This is a genomic window from Candidatus Sodalis pierantonius str. SOPE (assembly GCF_000517405.1).
GTDB classification, from domain to species: domain Bacteria; phylum Pseudomonadota; class Gammaproteobacteria; order Enterobacterales; family Enterobacteriaceae; genus Sodalis_C; species Sodalis_C pierantonii.
In genome coordinates, this window is record NZ_CP006568.1 from 2,264,937 (window position 1) to 2,288,355 (window position 23,419).

The following is a 23,419-nucleotide window of genomic DNA, read 5'->3' on the forward strand; positions in this document are numbered from 1 at the left end:
ATGCGCGTCATGAAACCCCGCTGCAAGGTCTGTGGCGCACCGGCCATCATAAAAAAAATCGTTCATCATCATCCCGAACTGGATACGCTGTATTGTGCCTGTAATGACATGGAGTGCGGGCATACCTTTGTGCTCAATATCACCTTTTCCCACACACTGAGTCCCAGTGCCAAAACTGCCGACAAGCTGTTTAAAGCCGTGGTTGACGGCATGAATCCGCAACAGAGACAAATGGTGATGGAATTTCTTCAACAACCCACCGCTTGAACTGAGAATGGCATGCCCAAAACGACGCTCCATTATTTTTTATTCATCTCGATTAATGCTTGCTTGATTTTGTCAAGAGATTTTTTCGGCGTATAAACGACCGGCTTGCTTCCACCACCACCTGACTTCAGCAAGAGGCCAGCCTCAAATAATTTTTCAAGGTTTTGCCTGGCCGCACTTTCAGAGATCCCGGCTTTCTTAGAAAAATCAGACACCAAAAAACGCGACTCAGGATCAATAATAATTTCATTAAAAATCATTATTTGAATATCAGATAGACGCGAAAGGAAGCCATGATTAAAAAGCCAGCTATTAAATTCTCTCAACTTTAATGATGATTCTCTTACATGCTCCAGCGTTTCATTTACCGCGCGTTCAAATATTCTGCATTGATAATCAACAAAATAAGTGACATCCAGATGATCGGTTTCAGTTTTCAAGTAAGCCTCACCGTACTGTATCGGTGCAACCTTTAATAATTTTGATATGGAAACATATTTAAGCAATTCATAACCGTGCCGAAAAAGCTGCCAGTAACATAGTGCTCTGGCCACACGTCCATTTCCATCAAAAAAAGGATGAATGTACCCTAATGAAAAATGCATAATGCATGCTTTTATTACAGGGTGAATATAATGACTCGGTTTTACGTTTTCCTCATGTTGGATATTGATCCAATTCACAAAACTCCTCAATAATTCCGGTAACAAAGCAGCTGAAGGAGGAACATGGATGATCTCGTCATCACGTCCCGCGACATAAACAGAATCATCGTCTCTGAGAGTGCCAGGACTGTATTTATCGTCGTCAATCCCTTTGCATGCGGTTGCATGAAACTGCAATAATAATGGCAACGTCATGTCTTCATGGTGACTCTCCCATGTCAGTTGCATCAAACGATGATTGCCCAATATCATCTGTTCGCCTTCACTGCGTGGTTCGCGCTTTTCCTCAAGCATTTGTTTCGCTACTGTCCGGTCCGGGTTGTCGAAGCGCCTTCAAGCTGGCTTGATGCAATACCTTTATCATGGGCAAACATGTGTAAAAATTACATCGATGCACTGACTTCCCGCGTTAATTCAGTTAGGGCGGCGCGAGTACAACGCCGATCAATGAGCGAGCAGGTTTTTTGCATACCCGGAAGTAGCATCAACAGCGGAACCGTGCCCGACCCCGTACCCAAGGCGGCAGATAACCCTTGAATAGGGCGTCTGGCATGCTCTCGGGCTAAGTTAATGAGTGACCAGATAGCCCGCCTTTTTTCTTCATTATCTGTTTTGTTACAAATATCATCCCAGTGCACATAACGCCCCTTATCATCCACAGGCGAGAGATAGTCGCTCATGACATCATCGAAACTGCACCTCAATATGCGCTGGCAGGGAAGGATTGCTTTTATCAGCGTGGTGCTGTGTGGGGCTTTTTTCATATCTCCCTCTTCTCTCTCATATATCTGGAAATATGTTAGCAATATAACACCGCTTATGTCCATTTATGGCATTCTTTTCCCCCGCCACGTAATAACATTCTTCCTCCGGCACACCTGGCCGTACAGTTAAAGAGGCTTTGTTGAATAAATCGAACTTTTAGGTGACTGGCGGCTCTGATCACTACATTCGTTTCAACATCAGGTCTCCATGGCAAAGCAAAAGTTTAAAATCACCAACTGGCCCGCATATAACAATGCGCTCAGGCAGCGGGGGGACCTGACAGTATGGCTTGATGAGTCAGCCATTGCTGCATGGACTGAGAGTACACCACCTGAACATCGTGGCCGGCCGCTTCACTACACCGATATGGCCATTACCACGGTTCTGATGAGGCTTTGTTGAATAAATCGAACTTTTAGGTGACTGGCGGCTCTGATCACTACATTCGTTTCAACATCAGGTCCCCATGGCAAAGCAAAAGTTTAAAATCACCAACTGGCCCGCATATAACAATGCGCTCAGGCAGCGGGGGGACCTGACAGTATGGCTTGATGAGTCAGCCATTGCTGCATGGACTGAGAGTACACCACCTGAACATCGTGGCCGGCCGCTTCACTACACCGATATGGCCATTACCACGGTTCTGATGATAAAGCGCGTGTTTAACCTTTCGCTCCGGGCGTTACAGGGTTTCGTTGACTCGATTTTTAAACTGATGGGGCTGTCGCTGCGCTGCCCAGATTACTCTCTGGTCAGCCGGCGAGCAAAAACCGTCGACATCAGCATAAAAACGCCAACCCGCGGCGAAATCTCACACCTGGTCATCGATGGCACCGGCCTGAAAATCTTCGGCGAAGGCGAATGGAAAGTCAGGCAGCATGGGGCTGAGAGGCGCAGAGTATGGCGCAAGCTTCATCTGGCAGTAGATAGCGCGACACATGAAATTATCTGTGCCGATTTATCGCTAAGCGGTACGACAGATGCGCAGGCGCTGCCCGGGCTGATTAACCAAACCCACCGGAAAATCAGGGAAGCGTCGGCTGACAGTGCTTACGATACGCGTTACTGTCATGATGCTCTGCTGAGGAAAAAAATAAAGCCGCTTATCCCACCGCGAAGTGGTGCGCAATATTGGCCAGCTCGATACCATGAGCGTAACCATGCGGTGGCAAATCAGCATCTGAGCGGCAATAACGATACCTGGAAAAAGAAAGTAGGTTATCACCGGCGTTCACTGGCTGAAACGGCCATGTTCCGGTTTAAAATACTTCTGGGTGGTCATCTGAGTCTGCATGACTATGACGCGCAGGTAGGTGAGGCTATGGCAATGGTCAAAGCGCTTAACCGGATCACGTTGTTAGGAATGCCAAACAGCGTCCGCATCATGTAACAATCGCCCTGATAGGGAGGAAGTCGTCACAAATTTCGGATTTATTCAACAAAGCGTTCTGATGATAAAGCGCGTGTTTAACCTTTCGCTCCGGGCGTTACAGGGTTTCGTTGACTCGATTTTTAAACTGATGGGGCTGTCGCTGCGCTGCCCAGATTACTCTCTGGTCAGCCGGCGAGCAAAAACCGTCGACATCAGCATAAAAACGCCAACCCGCGGCGAAATCTCACACCTGGTCATCGATGGCACCGGCCTGAAAGTCTTCGGCGAAGGCGAATGAAAAGTCAGGCAGCATGGGGCTGAGAGGCGCAGAGTATGGCGCAAGCTTCATCTGGCAGTAGATAGCGTGACACATGAAATTATCTGTGCCGATTTATCGCTAAGCGGTACGACAGATGCGCAAGCGCTGCCCGGGCTGATTAACCAAACCCACCGGAAAATCAGGGAAGCGTCGGCTGACAGTGCTTACGATACGCGTTACTGTCATGATGCTCTGCTGAGGAAAAAAATAAAGCCGCTTATCCCACCGCGAAGTGGTGCGCAATATTGGCCAGCTCGATACCATGAGCGTAACCATGCGGTGGCAAATCAGCATCTGAGCGGCAATAACGATACCTGGAAAAAGAAAGTAGGTTATCACCGGCGTTCACTGGCTGAAACGGCCATGTTCCGGTTTAAAACACTTCTGGGTGGTCATCTGAGTCTGCATGACTATGACGCGCAGGTAGGTGAGGCAATGGCAATGGTTAAAGTACTTAACCGGATCACACTGTTAGGAATGCCAAACAGCGTCCGCATCATGTAACAATCGCCCTGATAGGGAGGAAGTCGTCACAAATTTCGGATTTATTCAACAAAGCGAGTTAAAGACAGAACTCCGAGGCAACGCGTCCGCGTTGCTCACGTCAACGGCCAACTTCGGCACAATCTTCCACTGCTTCAGCCGGGTCAGGATCGGTGAGTCCCCGCCAACGACCGTATCGAACAGGCCGCGAATACTGAGCATTTCCTCGCCGTACTGATTGAGTACCTCAGCGGGCTGGTACCAGGTGCGCACCGCCAGATCATCACGCTTGACCAATGGCCCGCCCTGGGCATTGACGTACCCCGCCCAGTCGGGGGCGTTGGCCGCATCGTGGCAGGCAGCAAATTCCACGCTCAGGCCGTGCGCGGTTTCGCTGTCATTCAGGCGGCGCAGCTCCCGCCAGACGGTGACGGGAGTGCAGCCAATAAACTGAAATTGACGAATGCCCCAGCGTGAAGCCCAGGCGGTGGCGCGCTGTGCGCTTTCCTTTAGCGGTCTGCCGCTTTCGTCGTCGGTTTCACCGTCCAGGGCATAGCCGTCGATGTTTTTCGAGATGTATTTGGCAACGTACCCGGTGGCGCTGCCTTTTTCCGGGTCAATGGCTTTGGCATCAAACCGGGCGCTTGCCGCGACGGCGCTGCGTAATTCCTCACAGTCTGCCGCTATGGCATAGTCGCGTAGGATTTCCAGGATGCGGGGCATGTCTTCCGGGCGGGCAAATACCAGTAAATGGCTGTGCGGCGTACCGTCATGGTGTGGCTCGGCGACGCGCATACCAAAAAAGCGCAGCTTCTGGCGATGGCTTTTGGCGCGGGCGCAGGCCCAGACGCTATTAAGGTAGCGCTGGGTGTCTGCCGGGCTGGCCCCGTTCCATTTACGGTTAACGCGCCCATTTTTTAGCGTGGCGTGATGGCTTGAGGGGGCGGTAACAGTGACAAATGCGCCAATATAGCCCTGTTCATTGGCGATATCTTCATAACCCCTTATACGCACCATCAGTTCAGTCCGTCGGATGGCGGGATTGGCCTGGCTGGCGGCATAGCCATCCATCAGGCTGATACGGTTACCCTCTTCGTCTTCCAGCTCCATGCATTTGCGCCACTCGTTGGTGCGGCGACGCTGTTCGTGCCAGTCACGCAAGGCGGTTGTGCTGACGTTCGGGGAGGCCTGCTTGTGGACATACCCCATGGCGATAGCCAGATGTTCACGCCAGCGGTTGGCGGTACGGCGCAGGTTGTTCAGCCACCACCGCGCATCACACATTCGCCTGTTGGCCGGTTGGGCATCAAAGGGAACAAAACATTTTTCCAGCTTGTTCCAGAGCGACGGCTGTACGCCCAGCAGGCGGGTGATCCGAGCGAGATGGTGATAGTGGTCATAGACGATGCGCCATTCGGTTTTATCGCCCAGCGCGTGGGTCAGGCGGGCCACTTCCGTGGCGGCAACATGGGCGGCGGCGTTCGTCAAGGACTTAAGCGCCTGACTGTCCAGGTCGGGCAGGCGCTGATGCTGGGTGCGCAGGCGCAAAAAGGCCACCACGCCATTATGCTGGGGGGGATTGGGTTGCGCGGTCGCCAAACAGTGCACAGAAATCGTCATCTGCTATTTCATTCAAGCAATAACCGGGGTTCACTCGCGCAATGCGCGGTAACATCACCTTAACCACGGACTCAGTTTAACCAGCGGCGGGCGCTGTCAAAGCCCTTTTGCTTTTCGCGCTGGTCGAAGCGCCAGTAAATACTTGAACTGACCGTTTCCAGCTGGTCGTCAACCCGCCTTCTCGCCTGGAGAAACTCCTTGCGGCGAAGCTCGGCAAGACGCATTTCCTCATGGGTCGGAATACCCCGCTCAATCGGCAGCAGGAGCTTGTTGTTCCAAGGGTAGACGACGCTGGACTGCGGCATATCAGACAAACTCCAGCCACTCATCCGTAAGGAAACCATCCGCTTCGGAGGTCGACGGCCGAGACTGCCGCACCGGCAACGTGGCTATCACTTCCCCGGCTTTACCCCGACTAGCCCCCTTGGCGGCGATGCTGTAATGGGTGTGGGTGTAGTGAAACGTAAAGCCTTGATAGGCGGCGTGGGTCTTGGGGGTGTTATTGCCCGAAAGCACGACAGGGACGTCCCAGCGCAGGTGGGTCTCCGTCAGGGCATCGGCCAGCGCCTGATGTTCTTCGTCCCGAAACGGCGCGATGTAATAACCGGTGAAGCCGTCTCTGTCTTCAGGTGGTAAATAAGGCGGATCGGCATAAACTGCGCAGTGTTCATTTACATGGAACGCCAATGTTTCCTCAAAGAGCAGGCAGACAAACCGGGTATGGGTATCGCGCGCCTTTTCGGCGAACAGGCAGATTTCCGCGGCGGGGAAATAGGGCTTCTTGTAACGTCCATACGGTACGTTAAATTCGCCCCGCAGGTTATAACGGCACAGGCCGTTGTAGCCATGGCGATTCAGGTAAAGGAACACGGCGGCACGTTTAAGGCCCGTGGTCGCTCGCCATTGGGCGAAATCGGTGCGGTAACGAAAATAGTCAACAGAGGTGTTGGCGTGCTTGAATAGCGGTAGCGCGGCCTGTATGATACCTTCCGGGCTATCCACAACCGCTTGGTAGATAATTGATAAGGTCGGGGTTAATGTCTGCCAGTACATAGCGAGGGTAGTCGGTATCGAGGAAAACCGAGGTACCGCCGACAAAAGGTTCGACCAGGCAGTCAGCCGCCTGGCAGGAAGGGGCGCAAGCGGGGCATCAGGCGAGACTTGCCGCCCGCCCATTTCAGGATAGGTTTCATCTGCGCGTCCTCAGCAATGTTCGAGAAAGGGGGCGGAATGACGCTGCCAGATTTCCGCCACCACCTGCGCCTGATAGCGGGCATCATCAAGAGCGTAGTGCTCCGGGGTCTGGCGCGGCGGCGGGCAATAGTCGTTTGCTTGCGCCAGCGACAGCAGGGTGCGCATATTTCGCACTCGCCAGAAATGCCAGGGAATGGGCAGGCCATGGAGCTCAAAGGCCGCGCTTAAAATCACCACGTCAAAGCTGCCACCCTTGCACCAGATGTTCAGGTGCTTGCGGCCAGCGGGTATCTGGCTGGCGTTGATGTAATTCAGCAACGCATTCAGGGCATCACTCGCAGAAAGGCGAGGGTCAATAATCAATTCGGCGCGCGCTTGTGCGTCCTGACATAACCACCACAACGCCGTATCGACTTCCGCACGGGCGCCGGCAGCCTCATCACTGCGCGGGTCAACGCGGGCATAAAACGCTTTGCCCAACTGGCCGGTAGTCGGTTCAAAAAAGACGGCGCCAATCGCCGCCAGTGGCGCACTAGCACGAACGCCGAGGGTTTCAATGTCTATCATGAGATGATTCATCGTGGTGACCCCTCGGTGATATCATGCATTGACAAACGCAGCGCTATCCAGTCATTCAGCGCGTCCAGTATTTTGTCTGCGGGTACAGCGCGGGCGCGTTGCGATTCCAGAAAGGCGCTGAGCATGCCAAGCAGGTGTCCGCGTTCGCTTTTCCTGGCCGCCAGACCAATGCTCATGAACTCCGGATCGGTTAAACCGGGCGTCAGGCGAATGCGATTTGGCGCGCCGCCCTGACGGGTGTGGGTTATTTCAGTCATGGTGAATTCTCCTTTATTCAGGCCGTGCGAAGCCCTGGCGTCATGCGCCGTTTTTATTTCACTTTAATGGCAGGTAATAATTTACTGAGGTACTAAGCGATTAACATAATTTTCCATTAACCACTTTATGCGCTCCCTCAAATCCTTTTCTATTCCGGCAATAAATTCCTGTACGTAAGGCTTTTGTGGGTCAACATAAAAATAGGCGTAATTACCCTGCGCCAGAATAGAAAAACCGTTTTGCATGGCGGGCAATACATGATAGAGAATTTGGGTCATATCGTCGGCATTCATAATAAAAACCCTTAATGGTGACAACTATTTTTAGCAGCCGCCTGAACAGAACGGCATAACATGACGCTGTACCTCCTTCGGCAATATCGGCTCGGGGACATTGCCTAATGTCAGGGAGTTAAGTGCGGGCTTTAATGCCTCTACACTTCCCCTATCCCTCCCCGATGAAAAAGGCGAGCTGATGAAGTTCACGTATTTCATGTGCCATGGCACGAAAATAGACCGGCCACTTTTCCGGTTTATTCGCGCAGCCAACATAATAATGTCGTAATGATTCATTCATATAGTCGGCACAAAAATGATTCACGACAGACTCCTTTTATCCGCGATAAGCTTTTTTTTGAAGTGCCTTGCCGCATGTTTTCGGCGGGCTTTGGCGCGGATCTGGTCATCTTTGTGCTGCCTGCTCTCCCTGATATCGATAATGACCGCATAGAGGGAGAGCGGCAGTGCAATAAGCAGCAGGAGGGCCGGTACTAAATAATCCATCCACCATAAATCTTGTAATATCATCATGTCTTACCTCAAAAAAAGAGTAGCAATGTAAGTCATTCAGTGGTACTTATTCTTTTAGTCCGTGCTTTTCCTTGTATGCGTGTCCTGTGGCACTGTATAAGTTCGTTAAAACATCAGCCAGTACAGAGATATCCATTTCCGGGAGTCGCTTTCTCCAGTATTCTCTGGCTCGCATCGAATCCCAGATGCCGTAAATCTGGTATTTAGTTGCACGGTGCATTTCCTCGAAATAGCTGTCATACTTATCTTTGTTTTCTGCGAGAGTACTCATAATAAAATCACCTCAAAATATCGCTTTGTTTAAAAGGAGCAATAATCCATGGACAACTTATCCACTGAGTGCTGGTTCCGGTCACATCCGATCACTGATTCCGATTTCACCCGATCACTGGCTTTGTTGAATAAATCGAACTTTTAGGTGACTGGCGGCTCTGATCACTACATTCGTTTCAACATCAGGTCCCCATGGCAAAGCAAAAGTTTAAAATCACCAACTGGCCCGCATATAACAATGCGCTCAGGCAGCGGGGGGACCTGACAGTATGGCTTGATGAGTCAGCCATTGCTGCATGGACTGAGAGTACACCACCTGAACATCGTGGCCGGCCGCTTCACTACACCGATATGGCCATTACCACGGTTCTGATGATAAAGCGCGTGTTTAACCTTTCGCTCCGAGCGTTACAGGGTTTCGTTGACTCGATTTTTAAACTGATGGGGCTGTCGCTGCGCTGCCCAGATTACTCTCTGGTCAGCCGGCGAGCAAAAACCGTCGACATCAGCATAAAAACGCCAACCCGCGGCGAAATCTGACACCTGGTCATCGATGGCACCGGCCTGAAAGTCTTCGGCGAAGGCGAATGGAAAGTCAGGCAGCATGGGGCTGAGAGGCGCAGAGTATGGCGCAAGCTTCATCTGGCAGTAGATAGCGTGACACATGAAATTATCTGTGCCGATTTATCGCTAAGCGGTAGGACAGATGCGCAGGCGCTGCCCGAGCTGATTAACCAAACCCACCGGAAAATCAGGGAAGCGGCGACTGACAGTGCTTACGATACGCGTTACTGTCATGATGCTCTGCTAAGGAAAAAATAAAGCCGCTTATCCCACCGCGAAGTGGTGCGCAATATTGGCCAGCTCGATACCATGAGCGTAACCATGCGGTGGCAAATCAGCATCTGAGCGGCAATAACGATACCTGGAAAAAGAAAGTAGGTTATCACCGGCGTTCACTGGCTGAAACGGCCATGTTCCGGTTTAAAACACTTCTGGGTGGTCATCTGAGTCTGCATGACTATGACGCGCAGGTAGGTGGAGCCTGTTTAGAAATTTGTGTATTTGCCTGATTTTGATATGTTCAATCCAACATCAAAAACAGGTTAATTTATGGACGAAAAACAGTTGCAGGCTCTGGCTAACGAACTGGCCAAAAATCTCAAAACCCCTGAAGATCTCAGTCACTTCGATCGGCTGCTGAAAAAAATTAGCGTCGAAGCAGCTCCCAATGCCGAAATGACCCATCACCTCGGCTACGATAAAAATCAGCCTAAACCGGGGACCAACGCCCGCAACGGCTATTCCACAAAAACCGTTACCACTGGCGATGGCCCGCTGGCGCTGCGTACTCCGCGCGATCGTGACGGTTCCTTTGAACCGCAACTGGTGAAGAAGAACCAGACCCGGATTACCGGGATGGATAACCAGATTTTATCGTTGTACGCCAAAGGGATGACCACCCGCGAGATCGCCGCCGCGTTTAAAGAGCTGTATGACGCCGATGTCTCGCCGGCGCTGGTTTCAAAGGTCACCGATGCGGTCATGGAGCAGGTTGTCGAATGGCAAAACCGGCCTCTGGATGCAGTCTATCCCATTGTTTATCTTGACTGTATCGTTCTAAAAGTCCGGCAGGACAGCCGCATCATCAACAAATCTGTGTTCCTGGCGCTGGGCATCAACATCGAAGGCCAGAAAGAGTTGCTAGGTATGTGGCTGGCCGAAAATGAAGGCGCAAAGTTCTGGCTGAACGTGCTGACAGAGCTGAAAAACCGCGGCCTGAACGATATCCTTATCGCCTGCGTAGACGGGCTGAAAGGTTTCCCTGACGTTATTAACGCGGTGTATCCGGAGACGCGGCTCCAGCTGTGTATCGTGCATATGGTGCGCAACAGCCTGCGGTTCGTCTCCTGGAAGGACTACAAGGCCGTCACCCGCGACCTGAAAGCTATCTATCAGGCCCCTACGGAAGAAGCCGGCTTGCAGGCGCTGGAAGCGTTCTCCAGTGCCTGGGACATCCGCTACCCACAAATAAGTCGAAGCTGGCAGGCAAACTGGGCCAATCTGGCCACGTTCTTTGCCTACCCAACGGACATCCGCAAGGTGATCTACACGACCAACGCCATCGAGTCGTTAAACAGCGTGATCCGGCATGCCATCAAAAAGCGCAAGGTGTTCCCGACCGACGACGCAGTGAAAAAGGTGGTGTGGCTGGCGATACAGGCAGCCTCACAGAAATGGACAATGCCTTTGAGGGACTGGCGCATGGCAATGAGCCGCTTTATTATCGAGTTCGGTGACCGCCTGGACGGTCACTTCTGAGAAAAGGCATTTACACAGAATCGTGTACAGGGTCGAAAATCGGAATAACTGATCGGATGTCGCCGGAACAGCTGATCGGATACGTCGAAATCTGCAGCGACCGCGTCCCACACCTTTTCACCCGCGTCTTTAACGAAATTTAATAAACCCATTTCATTCTCCTCTCGGTAATCATCTCAAGTCAACGCCAATTAATTAGCACCGTAATAAAGTATAACATAACGGATTTACCCGCCAGATCGCGAGGGGAGCCAGGCGTTCAGCCTGGCGGCCGGTACCCCGCGCCCGGCATAACCGCGCTAAAACGAACCCCTAGCAGCGGCGCCATGGCGTGGCGACATTAACGCGGCACAAAGCATTAACGGCAGCGAAGGAAGGGTACGGCGTTTACGGCGTGTAGAGTGCGAAGAGAATAAATACAGCAGATACGCTGTCTATTACAGGCTGCGCCTAAAGGGCATGGCGTGGCTGTCATCAAAAATACACCTAAGGATAATATTACCGCTGTTTCCGTGAGCTAGGTTCGGTAAAATCATATTTAAGAATATTCGCAGTCAACTTTATAAATTGCCGAGTTTCAGTACGTTATCTGACCTCATTTTCCAAGATAGTTCCGAATGATCCCGCCTCCAGCCATATCCGGTTTGTACCTGGTCACTTTATCGCATAACGTAGAAAAGCTGTACTCCCCCGTTAAACACTTAACAGTAGGAGGTAATTATGTTGAAGAAGATACTGATGACGGCCTTGGCGCTGTCTGCAATCGGCAGTTCGACCGTTTATGCGGCCGGCGCGGCCGGTACGACCACAGCGGCATCACAGAGCACTTCCGGTAGTGCCAGCAGCAGTGACGCCAGCTTTGTGTCCAGCTCCGTCGCCGCGGTGGCATCGGCCAGCGACCCGGAAAATACCGGCTCGTCTACGTCGACCTCAACCACGACCGCCACGCAGTAACGCTGCGGACATCGCCTCAGGGAGGAAAACAGGCATTCGTTTGTCACACCTCAACCGGCATGAAGCCGGTTTTTTACTGCCCGTAAGCCGCCCGCCAGCGTAACGCCAGGCCGGCCGTTAGCCGTCAATAACCAAACGCATGTTTTCGCCGGTCAGCGCCGCGGTGGCTCAGTTCAGCGTATAGGCAAGGGCAAACAACAATGAGCACCGTTGCTGTTTGAGCTGGAGATGGCTTAAGCGCGTTAGGCAGCGGTAGGTGCGGGATTGCGCTTCAACCCACTGGCTACGCCGGCGCTGGACCTGACGCTGCATGCGCCAGCGGCTGACTTCGTTACGACTTCGTTTCATCACTAAGACCTTTAAACGGGCTTGAACCAACGGACGCCATTATAGCCATTTTTCCCGCCATGCCAAGCCGCACGCGGCTTGCGGGCATCACGCGTCCAGTAAAACAATTTCCTCTTTGCTCCCCTTATGCGTAAACTTAGGCTAACGCTCCGCGAACAGGATTTTTCGCCCCTATGACAACGCTTTATACCGTAATCAACTGGCTATTGCTCTTCGGCTATTGGTTGTTGATCGCAGGCGTCACCCTGCGGGTAATGATGAAACGTCGCGCGGTGCCTTCCGCCATGGCCTGGCTGCTGGTCATCTATATTCTGCCGCTGGTGGGGATTATTACTTATCTGTTATTCGGCGAGCTCAACCTGGGTAAACGCCGCGCCGAGCGTAGTAAAGCGCTCTGGCCCTCCACCGCCCAATGGATTGAAGATCTGAAAGGGTGTCGTCGCATTTTTGCCAGTGAAAATAGCGAAGTGGCTCGCTCTTTGTTTCAGCTCTGCGAGCACCGACAGGGCATGGGCGGCCTGAAAGGTAATCAAATGCAGCTGCTGACCAGTACCGATGATGCGCTGCGGGCGCTGATTCGCGATATCGGTCTAGCGCAAAACAATATTGAGATGGTGTTCTATATCTGGCAGGCCGGCGGCCTGGTGGACCAGGTAGCGGAAGCGTTAATGGCCGCGGCGCTGCGCGGCGTACGCTGCCGGCTCATGCTCGATTCGGCCGGCAGCGTGGCGTTTTTTCGCAGTCCCTACCCCGCGCTGCTGCGCGACGCCGGCGTGAATGTAGTGGAAGCGCTGCACGTCAGTATCCTGCGCGTATTTCTGCGCCGTATGGATTTACGCCAGCATCGCAAAATGGTGCTGATTGACAATTACATCGCCTACACCGGCAGCATGAACATGGTGGATCCGCGCTTCTTCAAACAGGACACCGGTGTTGGCCAGTGGATCGATATCATGGCGCGTATGGAAGGACCGGTGGCCACCGCCATGGGCATCATCTTCTCCTGCGATTGGGAAATAGAAACCGGCGAGCGCATTTTGCCGCCGCCCCCCGACGTCAATATCATGCCGTTTGAACAGGCGACGGAACATACCATACAAGTCATCGCCTCGGGGCCGGGGTTTCCCGAGGGCGTCATTCATCAGGCCTTGCTCACCTCTATCTACGCGGCGCGCGAGCAACTGGTTATGACCACGCCCTATCTGGTGCCGAGCGATGATTTGCTGCACGCCATCTGTACCGCGGCGCAGCGCGGCGTGGAAGTCCATATCATCGTTCCGCGTCATAACGATTCAATGCTGGTGGGCTGGGCCAGCCGAGCCTTCTTCGCCGAGCTGCTGGAAGCCGGCGTGTTAATCCATAAGTTCGAGGGCGGCCTGCTGCATACCAAAAGCGTGTTGGTGGATGGCCAATTAAGTCTGGTGGGAACGGTAAATCTGGATATGCGCAGCCTGTGGCTGAATTTTGAGATAACGCTGGTCATTGACGATGACGATTTCGGCAGCGATCTGGCGCGGGTGCAGGAGGATTATCTAGCCCGGTCGCGGCTTATCGAGGCCAGAGTCTGGTCGAAGCGTCCCTACTGGCAGCGTATCGTCGAGCGGCTGTTCTACTTTTTCAGTCCATTGCTGTAATTTTGCCAGACGGCATGCTGTAATAGCGCCAATTCAGTTAACGGGACAGTGATGATGGATCTGGACAATCTTCTGACGGATGACGAAACGCTCGAAGCGGCCTACGATATTTTTCTCGAACTGGCGCAGGATAATCTCGATCTGGCGGATATCCTGCTGTTCAATTTGCAATTTGAACAGCGGGGCGCGGCAGAGGTGTTTGACCCCTCAGAGGCGTGGCATGAGCAGGTGGATTTCGATCTCAACCCCGATCTGTTCGCCGAAGTGGTGATAGGGCTGGCGGAACAGGACAGGATGGCGGTCAACGACGTGTTTGCGCGTATCCTGATTTGCCGCGCCCGCACCGAGAAAGTCTGCCACATCTTGTGGAAGGAGTGAGTCGAATCGCGTCCGCGGTAGGCATCCGCCGGGCTTGCGCCGCCCCTTGAGAAAAAGCCGGTTCGGCGCGGGCGGTCAACTGACGCCCGGCCGCGGCGAAAGCCGACCCGCCGCCGGGCGGGTCAGGCGCTATTGCGCCAGTTGGGCAACATCCACCTTGATGCAGGAGCAGGCGTGGCGGAAACTGCCCTGTAGGATAGGCCGCGTCACGGCGCACGTCTCGTCGGCCATCGGGCAGCGAGTACGGAACACACACCCCGACGGCGGGTTAATCGGCGATGGCAAATCCCCCTCCAACAGCTGAATTTCCTTATTACGCTCTTTATCCGGGTCCGGAATCGGCACCGCCGACATTAAAGCGCGCGTATAGGATGCTGTGGATTGTGGTACACCTGATCATAGGTACCGAGCTCCACCGCGTGGCCGAGATACATCACCAGAACCCGATCAGAGATATGCTTGACCACCGCCAAATCGTGGGCAATGAAGATTAACGACAGCCCCATTTCCCGCTGCAGCTGCTGTAGCAAATTCACCACCTGCGCCTGAATCGACACATCCAGCGCCGATACGGGTTCATCGCAAATCACCAGCTTGGGCTCGAGGATGAGCGCGCGGGCAATACCAATGCGCTGGCATTGACTACCGGAAAACTCGTGGGGATAGCGGTTGATAAGGTTGGGCAGCAGCCCGACCTTCATCATCATGTTGCGCACTTTTTCCTTCACTTCCCGGCGCGGCATTATCGGGAAATAGGTTTGCAGCGGTTCCGCGATAATGTCGCCAATGGTCATACGGGGGTTTAACGAGGCCAGCGGATCCTGGAAAATCATCTGGATATCGCTGCGCGTGGCGCGCCACTGCGCCGTATTCATATCCTGCAACTCTTTCCCCAGCCAGGCGATGCGCCCGCTGGTGGCCTTGACCAGACCAATCAGCGCCCGGGCAAACGTCGATTTGCCGCAGCCGGACTCGCCGACCACGCCAAGGGTTTCGCCCTCGTACAGCCGCAGGGACACGCCATCCACCGCCTTCAGGCTTTTGGCGGGCTGCCAGAACCACTGTTTATCCCCTTTGACGTCGAAATAGACCTTTAAATTGTCGACGTCGAGAATGACTTTCTTCTTGTCGGCCAGGGTGCTCATACCAGCTCCTCCAATGGCTTATAACAGGCGCGCAGGCGCTGATCGCCAAAGCGTTCCAGCGGCGGCATGGTGGCGCAAATATCCATTGAATAAGGACAGCGCGGCTGGAACGGACACCCCTTGGGTAAGCGCAACAGATTAGGCGGATTGCCGGGGGATGGTGGTCATAATGGCGCTGCCGTCGGCATCCAAACGCGGCACCGCCGCCAGCAGGCCGATGGAATAAGGATGACTCGGGCGATAGAACACATCCCGCGCCTTGCCGTACTCCATGGTGCGGCCGGCGTACATCACCAATACCCGATCGCAGATGCCGGCCACTACGCCCAGATCGTGGGTGATCATGATAATGGCGGTATTAAACTCGCGTTTGAGTTCGTTGAGTAAATTCATGATTTGCGCCTGGACCGTTACATCCAGCGCGGTGGTCGGCTCATCGGCGATCAGCAGTTTCGGTCGGCACAGCAGCGCCATGGCGATCATTACCCGCTGGCGCATGCCGCCGGAAAACTCATGGGGATACATACGCATCCGCTTGCGCGCTTCGGACATTTTCACCGCATCCAGCATACGCACGGACTCGGTGAAGGCGTCATGCTTACTTATCCGTTTATGCAACTGCAGCACTTCCATCAATTGATCGCCCACGCGCATGTAGGGATTCAATGAGGTCATCGGATCCTGGAAAATCATCGAAATCTGCTCGGCGCGCAGTTTATTTAATTGCTTTTCCGGCAGGTTGAGGATTTCGCGGCCGTTAAACATCGCGCTACCGTCGATACGGCCATTGCCCGCCAGCAGCCCCATCAACGCGAAAGCGGTTTGGGACTTGCCCGAACCGGACTCGCCGACGATGCCCAGCGTCTCGCCGGCGCGCAAGGTAAAATTCAGATCGTTGACCACGGTCACCTCGCCATCCTGGGTAGCGAAAGTGACCCGCAAGTCGCGCACATCCAGCAGCGCCGGCGCGGCGGTGTCCGCAGGCGTCATCGCGCCCGGCACCGAAGTGTGATTCGTGCTCAACGCGGCACTCCTTAACGGTCTTTCGGATCGAGGGCGTCACGCAACCCATCGCCGATAAAGTTAAAACAAAATAACGTCACCACCAGAAGCAGCGCTGGGAAAATCAGCAGCCAGGGAGAGACCTCCATCGAGTTGGCGCCATCGCTCAACAAATCGCCCCAGCTGGACAGCGGCTCCTGGGTACCGAGCCCGAGAAAGCTCAGGAAAGACTCAAACAGAATCATGCTCGGCACCAACAGCGACGCGTATACCACCACCACACCCAGTACGTTCGGCACGATGTGACGCAGAATAATGTTGCGGGTGGACACGCCGCTGACGATCGCCGCCTCGATAAATTCTTTACGCTTGAGGCCCAGCGTCTGGCCGCGGACGATACGGGCCATATCCAGCCAGGAAACTAACCCGATGGCGACGAAAATCAAAAAGATGTTCTGCCCGAAAAACGTCACCAGCAGGATGACGAAAAACATGAACGGAAACGAGTTAAGGATTTCCAGCAGCCGCATCATCAGAGAATCGACCTTGCCACCGAGATAACCGGACATCGCGCCATATAACGTCCCCACCACCACCGCCACCAGCGCGGCGGCAATGCCCACCATCAGCGAGATACGTCCGCCGATGGCCACCCGCACCAGCAAATCACGACCGGAGGAATCAGTGCCGAAATAGTGCTGGGAGGCGATATCCGGCGCGTTGGACATCATGGCCCAGTCGGTATCGTCATAGCGGAAAGCGGACAACGACGGCGCCAATATCACGAACAGCGCAATCAGCAGCAGGATAAACAAGCTGGTCAGTGCCGCTTTGTTATGGATAAAGCGTCGGCCCACAGGCTGCGGCCCTCCACTTCCAATTATTCACTGAATTTCTCCAGAGCTTCGCTATTTTTCTTACTCACAATCATTTGCGCGCTCCAGCGTCAATAACGGATTTTCGGGTCGATAACCGCATACAGGACATCGACAATGGCGTTAAACAAGATGGTCAAGGTGCCCAACAGAATGGTCAGGCTCAGCACCAGCGAATAATCGCGGTTGAGCGCGCCGTTCACAAACAGCTGGCCAATACCGGGCAGATCATAAATCGTTTCTATCACCATTGAGCCGGTAATAATGCCCACAAACGCCGGTCCCATGTACGAAATGACCGGCAGCAGCGCCGGCTTCAAGGCGTGGCTGAAAATAATCCGCCGCATCGGCAATCCTTTGGCGCGCGCGGTGCGGATAAAATTGGAATGCAGCACTTCAATCATCGAACCGCGGGTTATGCGGGCGATGCTGGCGATATAAGCCAGAGAAAGCGCGACCATTGGCAAAATAACAAATTTGGGCTCGCCGCCGTTCCAGCCGCCACCGGGCAACCATTTGAGCGTGATGGCGAAAATCAGCACCAGCAGCGGCGCCACCACGAAACTGGGAATGACCACGCCGGTCATCGCGAACCCCATTGCGAGATAGGCCCATTTGGTGTTCTGCTTGAGCGCCGCCATGACGCCCGCAGCGACCCCGACCACTACCGCCAGCAAAAATGCCGCGAGGCCGAGCTTGGCCGAGACGGGGAATGAGTTGGCCACCAGATCGTTGACCAAGTAGTCTTTATATGGCTTTGTTGAATAAATCGAACTTTTAGGTGACTGGCGGCTCTGATCACTACATTCGTTTCAACATCAGGTCCCCATGGCAAAGCAAAAGTTTAAAATCACCAACTGGCCCGCATACAACAATGCGCTCAGGCAGCGGGGGGACCTGACAGTATGGCTTGATGAGTCAGCCATTGCTGCATGGACTGAGAGTACACCACCTGAACATCGTGGCCGGCCGCTTCACTACACCGATATGGCCATTACCACGGTTCTGATGATAAAGCGCGTGTTTAACCTTTCGCTCCGGGCGTTACAGGGTTTCGTTGACGCGATTTTTAAACTGATGGGGCTGTCGCTGCGCTGCCCAGATTACTCTCTGGTCAGCCGGCGAGCAAAAACCGTCGACATCAGCATAAAAACGCCAACCCGCGGCGAAATCTCACACCTGGTCATCGATGGCACCGGCCTGAAAATCTTCGGCGAAGGCGAATGGAAAGTCAGGCAGCATGGGGCTGAGAGGCGCAGAGTATGGCGCAAGCTTCATCTGGCAGTAGATAGCGCGACACATGAAATTATCTGTGTCGATTTATCGCTAAGCGGTACGACAGATGCGCAGGCGCTGCCCGGGCTGATTAACCAAACCCACCGGAAAATCAGGGAAGCGTCGGCTGACAGTGCTTACGATACGCGTTACTGTCATGATGCTCTGGTGAGGAAAAAAATAAAGCCGCTTATCCCACCGCGAAGTGGTGCGCAATATTGGCCAGCTCGATACCATGAGCGTAACCATGCGGTGGCAAATCAGCATCTGAGCGGCAATAACGATACCTGGAAAAAGAAAGTAGGTTATCACCGGCGTTCACTGGCTGAAACGGCCATGTTCCAGTTTAAAACACTTCTGGGTGGTCATCTGAGTCTGCATGACTATGACGCGCAGGTAGGTGAGGCTATGGCAATGGTCAAAGCGCTTAACCGGATCACGCTGTTAGGAATGCCAAACAGCGTTCGCATCATGTAACAATCGCCCTGATAGGGAGGAAGTCGTCACAAATTTCGGATTTATTCAACAAAGCGTCTTTATATTTAAACGACGGACCGAAATCACCGTGGGCCAGCTGCACTAAATAATTGCCGTATTGCGTGAGGATGGGATCGTTCAGATGATATTTGGCTTCTATGTTGGCCATCACTTCCGGCGGCAGGTTGCGCTTGCCGGTAAACGGGCTGCCGGGCGCCAGGCGCATCATAAAAAATGAGATGGTGATCAGAATGAACAGCGTTGGAATCGCTTCCAGCAGCCGTCGGAGAATAAACTTTACCATTACCAGACCTATAACATAGCAGTAGACGATAAAGCGTTTGTAGAACAAACAGGCCATGACCGCCAGCGGTCTGCCCTGTTGTCACGCGTTAAACATCCTTATTGTTTGATAATGTATAGATCTTTTACATATACATTATCCAGCGGATCTTTACCGGTATAACCCCCTACGTAAGGTTTAACCAAACGGGCGTTAACATAGTAATACACCGGGACGATTGCCGAGTCTTTATCCAACTGCTGTTCCGCCTGCTGATAGAATCCGGCGCGCGCATCTTCCGAACCGGCCTGTAGGGCCTGGACCAGCAGTTTGTCAAATGCCGGACTCTTATAATGTGCGCTGTTGTTGGAGCTGTTGGACTGCATAATGTTCAGGAAAGACGTCGGTTCATTATAATCCGCACACCAGCCGGCCCGGGAGACGTCGAAATTGCCCTGATGGCGGGTGTCCAGGAAAGTTTTCCATTCCTGATTTTCCAACTTCACATTCACGCCCAGGTTCTTTTTCCAGATGGACGCCACGGCGATAGCCAGCTTTTTGTGCAGATCCGAGGTGTTGTACAGTAAATCAAAGGTCAGCGGTTTATCTTTAGTGTAACCCGCCTCGGCCAACAATTTACGCGCCTCCTCGTTGCGCTTCTCCTGCGACCAGCCGGACCATTCCGGCGCCGTCAGCTTAGCACCGTCGGTGTAGGGCGGCGTAAAGCCGTAGGCCGGAAGATCGCCCTGCGCTTTCACTTTGTTGACGATGATATCGCGATCCAAGCCGAGCTTCAGCGCGGTACGCACGCGCGCATCGGTGAACGGCGCCTTCTGGTTATTGATTTCGTAATAATAGGTGCACAGGTAGGGATCAATGTAGCGATGCAAAATATTCTGGACTAATTTGCAAACAATTCTGGACTCCCTAAAACCCTAAAAAATAGCTATTTTGGACAGTCCAGAATTGGTTACAAAATTTATAGCTAAGGTAGACGTCAATGTAGTTATCGTATCTGTTAAGTTATGCAGCGAGAGATTTCTGCTCCCGATTTAGCCAAACTTCGTCCTGACAACTCCGGTTCCGTGTTTGACCTGACCACAGGTTAGATTACGGATTTTGACGGCCACACAGATCTATTTTCGTTTCTCCAGCGACTCCCCATTTTCTGCGGAGATACAGCTGATTGGGGAGTCACAGAGCCTGTTTAGAAATTTGTGTATTTGCCTGATTTTGATATGTTCAATCCAACATCAAAAACAGGTTAATTTATGGACGAAAAACAGTTGCAGGCTCTGGCTAACGAACTGGCCAAAAATCTCAAAACCCCTGAAGATCTCGGTCACTTCGATCGGCTGCTGAAAAAAATCAGCGTCGAAGCAGCTCTCAATGCCGAAATGACCCATCACCTCGGCTACGATAAAAATCAGCCTAAACCGGGGACCAACGCCCGCAACGGCTATTCCACAAAAACCGTTACCACTGGCGATGGCCCGCTGGCGCTGCGTACTCCGCGCGATCGTGACGGTTCCTTTGAACCGCAACTGGTGAAGAAGAACCAGACCCGGATTACCGGGATGGATAACCAGATTTTATCGTTGTACGCCAAAGGGATGACCACCCGCGAGATCGCCGCCGCGTTCAAAGAGCTGTATAACGCCGATGCCTCGCCGGCGCTGGTCTCAAAGGTCACCGATGCGGTCATGGAGCAGGTTGTCGAATGGCAAAACCGGCCTCTGGATGCAGTTTATCCCATTGTTTATCTTGACTGTATCGTTCTAAAAGTCCGGCAGGACAGCCGCATCATCAACAAATCTGTGTTCCTGGCGCTGGGTATCAACATCCGAAGGCCAGAAAGAGTTGCTAGGTATGTGGCTGGCCGAAAATGAAGGCGCAAAGTTCTGGCTGAACGTGCTGACAGAGCTGAAAAACCGCGGCCTGAACGATATCCTTATCGCCTGCGTAGACGGGCTGAAAGGCTTCCCTGACGCTATTAACGCGGTGTATCCGGAGGCGCGGCTCCAGCTGTGTATCGTGCATATGGTGCGCAACAGCCTGCGGTTCGTCTCCTGGAAGGACTACAAGGCCGTCACCCGCGACCTGAAAGCTATCTATCAGGCCCCTATGGAAGAAGCCGGCTTACAGGCGCTGGAAGCGTTCTCCAGTGCCTGGGACATCCGCTACCCGCAAATAAGTCGAAGCTGGCAGGCAAACTGGGCCAATCTGGCCACGTTCTTTGCCTACCCAACGGACATCCGCAAGGTGATCTACACGACCAACGCCATCGAGTCGTTAAACAGCGTGATCCGGCATGCCATCAAAAAGCGCAAGGTGTTCCCGACCGACGACGCAGTGAAAAGGGTGGTGTGGCTGGCGATACAGGCGGCCTCACAGAAATGGACAATGCCTTTGAGGGACTGGCGCATGGCAATGAGCCGCTTTATTATCGAGTTCGGTGACCGCCTGGACGGTCACTTCTGAGAAAAGGCATTTACACAGAATCCGGTACGGGCTCCGCGGGTGTATGGCTGAAGCTATTTCAGCACTTTCAAAATAGCGGTCATGAGGCCAACGGCAGCAATCAGCATCCCTCCGACACGAACCGTCATCTGTAATCCCAGCTTATCAAACCTGTTAGCAATATCCTACGGACATCGGCTATCTCTACACGGATAAGTCCTTACGGACATCGTCAAGGTCACGCTTGGTAGCCACACCCGCCACCTCATGAGACTTACGGACGGCAATAGAAATCGCCTTGGCCTGGTCTTTCGGCAACCCGGCGTTTTCCAGTGTCTCAACGAATTCTTGAGTATCAAATGCGACTTGGCCCATGGGGAAGTCCTCCTGTTTATGCCAAGTGTAGCGTATCCACCACATCAACGGAAGGAGTAACACCAATGGCTCCGGCATTTCCAAGCATTTATGGTGCTAACTATTCAACACAAAACGGAAGGTTCTTTCAACGACGAGGCGATATCTGGATACAGATTGAACGATATCTGCCATGTGCCACTGGAACTCTAAATGAACCGCTTGAGGCAACGGCCCTTCGTTGGCTAAACGAACTGGAGAACGGAACGCTCAAGACCAAACGAGCCATCGGAAGTACGGGAGCTACCAAGACCGCTGTATACAAGCTAACCGAAGGTGGCCTCAAAAATAGTTCACCTATGAAGTTTACAAAGTAATTAACTACATCAACGAAAGGAGTTACCTCCATGAACATGAATGACTTCATTGAAATGTTGCAGGAAAAGAAGATCCCGTACTCCATTGACGGAGATAAGATTTTCGTCAATGGAAACCTCAATCTCCATGATGCGAGCATTACCAATTTACCGGACAACCTGAGTGTTAGAGGCTGGCTTGATCTCCGCGGTACAAGCATAACCAGCTTACCGGACAATTTGAGTGTTGATGGCAGCCTTTACCTCCGCGGTGCAAGCATAACCAGTCTACCGAATGGTCTGAGTGTTGGCGGTGATCTTGGTCTCAGCCGCACAGGCATTACCCGCCTACCGAAAAACTTGAGCGTCGGTGGCAGTATTGACCTCTGCTATACGGGCATTTCTAGCTTGCCGGATAACCTTGAAGTTTATGGGTCAATATATTTACAGCCCAACAGAATAACCAACATTGTCTATCGTGAATTCTGGAAACATGACTATTACACGGTTTTTGCTGCTTGGCTAAATGGCGCGTACTGCGTTGTTGTTAACGAAAAGATTTATACATTGAAAGAGTTTGACGGCGAATCAGTAATAGCAGATGTCGAACAGGCGGCGCGGGAATGCGTGGCTGAATTAGAGCAACGCAGGAAAACCGGGGGTGCGGCATGAAGTCCTTTAACGTGAAACAAGTAGAGAAATTCCGTGATGTGTTCCCTGAGCTGACCACGATAGAACAGCTTGAAACGGCGATGCTCTTCTCTCTTGGCCTCTCCAAAAAAGAGATTGCAGCGGCGCGTGATGTTGCTTACATAACGGTTGAAAAGATGCTTGATGCAATAAAAAGCAAATTTAATCTTTACTCTTTAAATAATCTGCTTTCTGTCTTTCAGGTCCGGCTGGTGTTTTTTGCCTTAACTGGCGGCACAGTAAAAAATAAGAAATAAGGATA

Annotated in this window: 20 protein-coding genes and 12 pseudogenes; 13 read left to right on the forward strand and 19 right to left on the reverse strand. The window is 52.8% G+C overall.

All coding sequences use genetic code 11. The features are described from left to right. Complete coding sequence (locus tag SOPEG_RS11520) at nt 1-267, forward strand: ogr/Delta-like zinc finger family protein (protein ID WP_025245452.1); 267 nt, start codon at nt 1-3, stop codon at nt 265-267. A 32-nt stretch (nt 268-299) separates the two neighbouring features. Here SOPEG_RS11520 and SOPEG_RS11525 read toward each other — a convergent pair whose 3' ends face one another. Together SOPEG_RS11525 and SOPEG_RS22900 are read right to left on the reverse strand one after the other, a co-directional pair. Next, complete coding sequence (locus SOPEG_RS11525) at nt 300-1,226, reverse strand: Fic family protein (RefSeq protein ID WP_051419640.1); 927 nt, start codon at nt 1,224-1,226, stop codon at nt 300-302. Nucleotides 1,227-1,315: 89 nt separating this feature from the next. Then, a complete protein-coding gene (locus SOPEG_RS22900; protein WP_148297062.1) occupies nt 1,316-1,696 on the reverse strand; it encodes a hypothetical protein in 381 nt (126 codons plus the stop codon). Between the two features lie 208 nt (nt 1,697-1,904). Between SOPEG_RS22900 and SOPEG_RS11530 the strand changes: the two are divergent. From SOPEG_RS11530 to SOPEG_RS27460, 3 genes and pseudogenes are all read left to right on the forward strand, one after another. Then, nucleotides 1,905-2,087: pseudogene (locus SOPEG_RS11530) on the forward strand (transposase); the annotation flags it as partial. Nucleotides 2,088-2,163: 76 nt separating this feature from the next. Next, a complete protein-coding gene (locus SOPEG_RS11535) occupies nt 2,164-3,087 on the forward strand; it encodes an IS5-like element ISSoEn1 family transposase (protein ID WP_025243834.1) in 924 nt (307 codons plus the stop codon). Nucleotides 3,088-3,139: 52 nt separating this feature from the next. Next, nucleotides 3,140-3,892: pseudogene (locus SOPEG_RS27460) on the forward strand (IS5 family transposase); the annotation flags it as partial. A gap of 45 nt (nt 3,893-3,937) precedes the next feature. On the opposite strand, the gene SOPEG_RS11550 reads toward SOPEG_RS27460, so the two are convergent. From SOPEG_RS11550 to SOPEG_RS11585, 9 genes and pseudogenes are all read right to left on the reverse strand, one after another. After that, complete coding sequence (locus SOPEG_RS11550) at nt 3,938-5,491, reverse strand: replication endonuclease (RefSeq protein WP_051419646.1); 1,554 nt, start codon at nt 5,489-5,491, stop codon at nt 3,938-3,940. Nucleotides 5,492-5,562: 71 nt separating this feature from the next. After that, on the reverse strand, nt 5,563-5,820 hold the full coding sequence (locus SOPEG_RS28275; RefSeq protein ID WP_158382386.1) for a hypothetical protein: 258 nt from the start codon (nt 5,818-5,820) through the stop codon (nt 5,563-5,565). Further along, complete coding sequence (locus tag SOPEG_RS11560) at nt 5,798-6,544, reverse strand: DNA adenine methylase (RefSeq protein WP_236851451.1); 747 nt, start codon at nt 6,542-6,544, stop codon at nt 5,798-5,800. Before SOPEG_RS11560 ends, SOPEG_RS28275 begins: the two co-directional genes overlap by 23 nt. 13 nt (nt 6,545-6,557) lie before the next feature. Beyond that, nucleotides 6,558-6,602: pseudogene (locus SOPEG_RS29530) on the reverse strand (hypothetical protein); the annotation flags it as partial. 92 nt (nt 6,603-6,694) lie between these two features. Further along, on the reverse strand, nt 6,695-7,264 hold the full coding sequence (locus tag SOPEG_RS11565; RefSeq protein ID WP_025245458.1) for a 3'-5' exonuclease: 570 nt from the start codon (nt 7,262-7,264) through the stop codon (nt 6,695-6,697). Continuing rightward, nucleotides 7,261-7,521 (reverse strand): hypothetical protein, encoded by a 261-nt coding sequence (locus SOPEG_RS11570; protein WP_025245459.1) that lies wholly within the window; start codon nt 7,519-7,521, stop codon nt 7,261-7,263. The genes SOPEG_RS11565 and SOPEG_RS11570 overlap by 4 nt, the downstream gene beginning before the upstream one ends. A gap of 81 nt (nt 7,522-7,602) precedes the next feature. Further along, complete coding sequence (locus SOPEG_RS11575; RefSeq protein WP_025245460.1) at nt 7,603-7,815, reverse strand: hypothetical protein; 213 nt, start codon at nt 7,813-7,815, stop codon at nt 7,603-7,605. A 303-nt stretch (nt 7,816-8,118) separates the two neighbouring features. Further along, entirely contained in the window at nt 8,119-8,331 is a 213-nt protein-coding gene (locus tag SOPEG_RS11580) for a hypothetical protein (protein ID WP_025245461.1), read from the reverse strand. 46 nt (nt 8,332-8,377) lie between these two features. Beyond that, nucleotides 8,378-8,602 (reverse strand): hypothetical protein, encoded by a 225-nt coding sequence (locus SOPEG_RS11585; RefSeq protein WP_025245462.1) that lies wholly within the window; start codon nt 8,600-8,602, stop codon nt 8,378-8,380. 194 nt (nt 8,603-8,796) lie between these two features. Here SOPEG_RS11585 and SOPEG_RS26315 point away from each other — a divergent pair. The 3 genes and pseudogenes from SOPEG_RS26315 (at nt 8,797) to SOPEG_RS27475 (ending at nt 11,880) form a co-directional block, all read left to right on the forward strand. Beyond that, a pseudogene (locus SOPEG_RS26315) lies at nt 8,797-9,677 on the forward strand (IS5 family transposase). A 40-nt stretch (nt 9,678-9,717) separates the two neighbouring features. Continuing rightward, complete coding sequence (locus SOPEG_RS11600; RefSeq protein ID WP_025245465.1) at nt 9,718-10,926, forward strand: IS256-like element ISSoEn2 family transposase; 1,209 nt, start codon at nt 9,718-9,720, stop codon at nt 10,924-10,926. Between the two features lie 720 nt (nt 10,927-11,646). Next, nucleotides 11,647-11,880, forward strand: a complete 234-nt coding sequence (locus SOPEG_RS27475; RefSeq protein ID WP_071882181.1) for a hypothetical protein — start codon at nt 11,647-11,649, stop codon at nt 11,878-11,880. A gap of 168 nt (nt 11,881-12,048) precedes the next feature. On the opposite strand, the gene SOPEG_RS11605 is transcribed toward SOPEG_RS27475, so the two are convergent. Beyond that, on the reverse strand, nt 12,049-12,228 hold the full coding sequence (locus SOPEG_RS11605; RefSeq protein WP_025245467.1) for a YciY family protein: 180 nt from the start codon (nt 12,226-12,228) through the stop codon (nt 12,049-12,051). Nucleotides 12,229-12,401: 173 nt separating this feature from the next. Here SOPEG_RS11605 and cls point away from each other — a divergent pair, with 173 nt between their 5' ends. Next, complete coding sequence (gene cls / locus SOPEG_RS11610) at nt 12,402-13,862, forward strand: cardiolipin synthase (protein WP_025245468.1); 1,461 nt, start codon at nt 12,402-12,404, stop codon at nt 13,860-13,862. A gap of 54 nt (nt 13,863-13,916) precedes the next feature. Further along, nucleotides 13,917-14,240, forward strand: coding sequence for an HI1450 family dsDNA-mimic protein (locus tag SOPEG_RS11615; RefSeq protein WP_038470043.1), 324 nt, complete (start codon nt 13,917-13,919; stop codon nt 14,238-14,240). A 129-nt stretch (nt 14,241-14,369) separates the two neighbouring features. Here the strand turns inward: SOPEG_RS11615 and oppF are convergent. From oppF to oppB (SOPEG_RS11635), 4 pseudogenes are all read right to left on the reverse strand, one after another. Then, a pseudogene (gene oppF, locus SOPEG_RS11620) lies at nt 14,370-15,385 on the reverse strand (murein tripeptide/oligopeptide ABC transporter ATP binding protein OppF). Continuing rightward, nucleotides 15,382-16,375, reverse strand: a pseudogene (gene oppD / locus SOPEG_RS11625) (oligopeptide ABC transporter ATP-binding protein OppD). The pseudogenes oppF and oppD overlap by 4 nt, the downstream one beginning before the upstream one ends. A gap of 44 nt (nt 16,376-16,419) precedes the next feature. Further along, a pseudogene (gene oppC, locus SOPEG_RS11630) lies at nt 16,420-17,267 on the reverse strand (oligopeptide ABC transporter permease OppC). A 66-nt stretch (nt 17,268-17,333) separates the two neighbouring features. Further along, nucleotides 17,334-18,014: pseudogene (gene oppB, locus SOPEG_RS11635) on the reverse strand (oligopeptide ABC transporter permease OppB); the annotation flags it as partial. Nucleotides 18,015-18,090: 76 nt separating this feature from the next. Between oppB (SOPEG_RS11635) and SOPEG_RS11640 the strand changes: the two are divergent. Further along, entirely contained in the window at nt 18,091-19,014 is a 924-nt protein-coding gene (locus tag SOPEG_RS11640; RefSeq protein ID WP_038468663.1) for an IS5-like element ISSoEn1 family transposase, read from the forward strand. A gap of 43 nt (nt 19,015-19,057) precedes the next feature. On the opposite strand, the pseudogene oppB (SOPEG_RS11645) reads toward SOPEG_RS11640, so the two are convergent. Both oppB (SOPEG_RS11645) and SOPEG_RS11650 read right to left on the reverse strand, forming a co-directional pair. Beyond that, nucleotides 19,058-19,318: pseudogene (gene oppB, locus SOPEG_RS11645) on the reverse strand (oligopeptide transporter permease); the annotation flags it as partial. A gap of 98 nt (nt 19,319-19,416) precedes the next feature. Next, nucleotides 19,417-20,205 (reverse strand): annotated as a pseudogene (locus SOPEG_RS11650) (ABC transporter substrate-binding protein); the annotation flags it as partial. A 363-nt stretch (nt 20,206-20,568) separates the two neighbouring features. On the opposite strand from SOPEG_RS11650, the pseudogene SOPEG_RS11655 reads away from it, so the two are divergent. Continuing rightward, nucleotides 20,569-21,778 (forward strand): annotated as a pseudogene (locus tag SOPEG_RS11655) (IS256-like element ISSoEn2 family transposase). A 53-nt stretch (nt 21,779-21,831) separates the two neighbouring features. On the opposite strand, the pseudogene SOPEG_RS11660 reads toward SOPEG_RS11655, so the two are convergent. Further along, a pseudogene (locus SOPEG_RS11660) lies at nt 21,832-22,132 on the reverse strand (DUF1640 domain-containing protein). Nucleotides 22,133-22,518: 386 nt separating this feature from the next. Between SOPEG_RS11660 and SOPEG_RS11665 the strand changes: the two are divergent. Together SOPEG_RS11665 and SOPEG_RS11670 are read left to right on the forward strand one after the other, a co-directional pair. Next, a complete protein-coding gene (locus SOPEG_RS11665) occupies nt 22,519-23,139 on the forward strand; it encodes a leucine-rich repeat domain-containing protein (RefSeq protein ID WP_025245474.1) in 621 nt (206 codons plus the stop codon). A gap of 11 nt (nt 23,140-23,150) precedes the next feature. Then, nucleotides 23,151-23,414 carry a helix-turn-helix transcriptional regulator gene (locus SOPEG_RS11670; RefSeq protein WP_335333593.1) on the forward strand — a complete coding sequence of 88 codons (264 nt, stop codon included), beginning with the start codon at nt 23,151-23,153 and terminating at the stop codon, nt 23,412-23,414. Nucleotides 23,415-23,419 lie beyond the last annotated feature (5 nt).

Bases quoted from the DNA above. Each gene is read 5' to 3' on its own strand.
- SOPEG_RS11520 (WP_025245452.1), top strand. From the start codon at position 1: ATGCGCGTCATGAAACCCCGCTGCAAGGTCTGTGGCGCACCGGCCATC.
- SOPEG_RS11525 (WP_051419640.1), bottom strand. From the start codon at position 1,226: ATGCTTGAGGAAAAGCGCGAACCACGCAGTGAAGGCGAACAGATGATA.
- SOPEG_RS22900 (WP_148297062.1), bottom strand. From the start codon at position 1,696: ATGAAAAAAGCCCCACACAGCACCACGCTGATAAAAGCAATCCTTCCC.
- SOPEG_RS11535 (WP_025243834.1), top strand. From the start codon at position 2,164: ATGGCAAAGCAAAAGTTTAAAATCACCAACTGGCCCGCATATAACAAT.
- SOPEG_RS11550 (WP_051419646.1), bottom strand. From the start codon at position 5,491: ATGACGATTTCTGTGCACTGTTTGGCGACCGCGCAACCCAATCCCCCC.
- SOPEG_RS28275 (WP_158382386.1), bottom strand. From the start codon at position 5,820: ATGAGTGGCTGGAGTTTGTCTGATATGCCGCAGTCCAGCGTCGTCTAC.
- SOPEG_RS11560 (WP_236851451.1), bottom strand. From the start codon at position 6,544: ATGTACTGGCAGACATTAACCCCGACCTTATCAATTATCTACCAAGCG.
- SOPEG_RS11565 (WP_025245458.1), bottom strand. From the start codon at position 7,264: ATGAATCATCTCATGATAGACATTGAAACCCTCGGCGTTCGTGCTAGT.
- SOPEG_RS11570 (WP_025245459.1), bottom strand. From the start codon at position 7,521: ATGACTGAAATAACCCACACCCGTCAGGGCGGCGCGCCAAATCGCATT.
- SOPEG_RS11575 (WP_025245460.1), bottom strand. From the start codon at position 7,815: ATGAATGCCGACGATATGACCCAAATTCTCTATCATGTATTGCCCGCC.
- SOPEG_RS11580 (WP_025245461.1), bottom strand. From the start codon at position 8,331: ATGATGATATTACAAGATTTATGGTGGATGGATTATTTAGTACCGGCC.
- SOPEG_RS11585 (WP_025245462.1), bottom strand. From the start codon at position 8,602: ATGAGTACTCTCGCAGAAAACAAAGATAAGTATGACAGCTATTTCGAG.
- SOPEG_RS11600 (WP_025245465.1), top strand. From the start codon at position 9,718: ATGGACGAAAAACAGTTGCAGGCTCTGGCTAACGAACTGGCCAAAAAT.
- SOPEG_RS27475 (WP_071882181.1), top strand. From the start codon at position 11,647: ATGTTGAAGAAGATACTGATGACGGCCTTGGCGCTGTCTGCAATCGGC.
- SOPEG_RS11605 (WP_025245467.1), bottom strand. From the start codon at position 12,228: ATGAAACGAAGTCGTAACGAAGTCAGCCGCTGGCGCATGCAGCGTCAG.
- cls (WP_025245468.1), top strand. From the start codon at position 12,402: ATGACAACGCTTTATACCGTAATCAACTGGCTATTGCTCTTCGGCTAT.
- SOPEG_RS11615 (WP_038470043.1), top strand. From the start codon at position 13,917: ATGGATCTGGACAATCTTCTGACGGATGACGAAACGCTCGAAGCGGCC.
- SOPEG_RS11640 (WP_038468663.1), top strand. From the start codon at position 18,091: ATGGCAAAGCAAAAGTTTAAAATCACCAACTGGCCCGCATACAACAAT.
- SOPEG_RS11665 (WP_025245474.1), top strand. From the start codon at position 22,519: ATGAACATGAATGACTTCATTGAAATGTTGCAGGAAAAGAAGATCCCG.